At 29.8% G+C, this 1,955-nt stretch carries 4 protein-coding genes; all 4 read left to right on the top strand.

What is annotated here, in order from left to right; all coding sequences use genetic code 11:
* Positions 1-225, top strand: a 225-nt coding sequence (locus HMPREF2731_RS00220) for an IS3 family transposase (RefSeq protein ID WP_042958558.1), incomplete at its 5' end; no start/stop codon positions are given.
* 277 nt (positions 226-502) lie between these two features.
* Positions 503-847, top strand: coding sequence for a PadR family transcriptional regulator (locus tag HMPREF2731_RS00225; protein ID WP_005877417.1), 345 nt, complete (start codon positions 503-505; stop codon positions 845-847).
* A complete protein-coding gene (locus HMPREF2731_RS00230) occupies positions 837-1,658 on the top strand; it encodes a DUF1129 domain-containing protein (RefSeq protein WP_024636074.1) in 822 nt (273 codons plus the stop codon). Before HMPREF2731_RS00225 ends, HMPREF2731_RS00230 begins: the two co-directional genes overlap by 11 nt.
* Before the next feature lie 106 nt (positions 1,659-1,764).
* On the top strand, positions 1,765-1,955 hold a 191-nt coding region (locus HMPREF2731_RS00235), incomplete at its 3' end, for a recombinase family protein (protein ID WP_141762849.1).

Below are 1,955 nucleotides of genomic sequence, written 5' to 3' on the forward strand. Positions count from 1 at the left end.
AATTTGTCAAAAAAACTGTTGCCATTCCACCCTTATCATAATGCCAGTCTTGAATCTTGGCATGGACATTTAAAAAGAGAGTGGGTGTATCAATTTAAATATAAGAACTTTGAAGAAGCCTATCAGAGTATTTTCTGGTACATCGAAGCCTTTTATAATTCAAAACGAATCCATCAAAGTTTAGGGTATCTTACACCTAATCAATTTGAAAAGGTAAGTGCTTAAAATAAATAGATTAAAATTCTACGTTTGTTACTCTAAAAACTTGACTTAACGTCAGGAATTATTGTTTTAGGGTATGTTGGTCTTACGCTAGTTATTTGTTTACTAGCTATATCTATTGCAAACTTTTTAAATAAATAGAAAGCTGTTGTAATAGGCTGAAAATCGACTATTAAAGAGTGGAAAATTCCGCTCTTTTTTATGCTTCGCTATATTGCTTTACAAGTTACGATAATTTTGGTATCATGTAAAACATAATACCTCTGGAGAAATTATTAAAATGACAAATAAAATTGATTCTCAAATGCTAAAAGGAATACTTTATGGTTGTATTTTACTTCTTCTTTCTAAAAAAGAGATGTATGGATACATGATAAGCGAAGAGTTAGATATTTATGGATTTAAAAATATATCTAAAGGCACAATATACCCATTATTGTTATCTTTAGAAAAAAAAGGGCTAATAATAGGTAGTTTAAAACCATCAATATACGGGCCCAGAAGAAAATATTACTCATTAACAGAAAAAGGAATCAAAGAAAAGCAAGAATTTTTTAAAGAGTGGAATCAGCTCAATAGCTGTCTTACAAATTTAATTAAAGGGGTTGATGAATATGAAAACTAATAAGATTATTGAACGTAATGCGGAACTCCAAGAGCACCTAACAAAAGAAAACAAAAAATATTATGGCAATCTTTTAGTTTACATTAGAGTAATGTCTCTTATAAGAGATGAAAAAAAGTCTGAAGAAATGTTATTAGAGATTTTAGAAGATATATTGGAGGGACAGGCTCACGGACAATCCGCGGAATACTATTTAGGTAAAAATCCTAAACAAGTAGCTGACAATATTATTAAAGAATTGCCTATAAACGTGATAGATACAATAAAAATTATTATTAGTTCGTTAGGGATATTATGTTTACTGAAACTTATACCCATTTTAGTCTCATTTGAAGAATATATTGATATTGGTAATTTCTTAATCTCAGGTGTTTATCTGGTATTTCTTGTTATCGCCTTATTATTATTTATGGGATATTGTTTATATAGATATGAATCTAAGATTATGAATATAATATTGTCACTATTCTTTGGAGTAGGACTAGTTGTCTTCTTTTTACTATCATTCCAACTAAACACAGGATTACAAGTAAGATTATCAAATAATTTAGGGATATTTCTTATATTGTTAGCTCTTTTAATCATTTTCTATCTTTTTAATAAAACGAATGAAAAACAAATGTGGATTCCGCTTATACCTCCTATAGTAATCTATGCAATAGCTGGTATTATTATACGTATAAATTTCTTTAGAACAATTATAAACACTTCTGACGGAAGGATTGGTTTAGCTATTGTATTAATAATAGGATTACTGCTACAGTACTTGTTGATGTGGTTTATATATAGAAAATTAAATAAAAACGATTAAAAGAATAAGCTCATTAGAGTTACACTCTAGTGGGCTTTTTTGTTTTTCTGATATAATAAGATTTGTAAAGGCTCATTAGAGTTTGCCAAAATAGGGAGTGTGATTTATGAGTAAAATTGGTTATGCACGAGTGAGTAGCAAAGAACAAAACCTAGATAGACAATTAGAAGCGTTACAGAGCGTTTCTAAGGTCTTTTCAGATAAAGCAAGCGGACAATCCACCGAACGTCCTCAATTACAAGCCATGCTGGACTATCTGCGTGAGGGGTGGAATGGCAACAGTTTTTTTGACAAATT

The organism is Enterococcus sp. HMSC072F02 (assembly GCF_001837725.1).
In the GTDB taxonomy this organism is placed as follows: domain Bacteria; phylum Bacillota; class Bacilli; order Lactobacillales; family Enterococcaceae; genus Enterococcus_B; species Enterococcus_B lactis.

Bases quoted from the DNA above. Each gene is read 5' to 3' on its own strand.
- HMPREF2731_RS00230 (WP_024636074.1), top strand. From the start codon at position 837: ATGAAAACTAATAAGATTATTGAACGTAATGCGGAACTCCAAGAGCAC.
- HMPREF2731_RS00225 (WP_005877417.1), top strand. From the start codon at position 503: ATGACAAATAAAATTGATTCTCAAATGCTAAAAGGAATACTTTATGGT.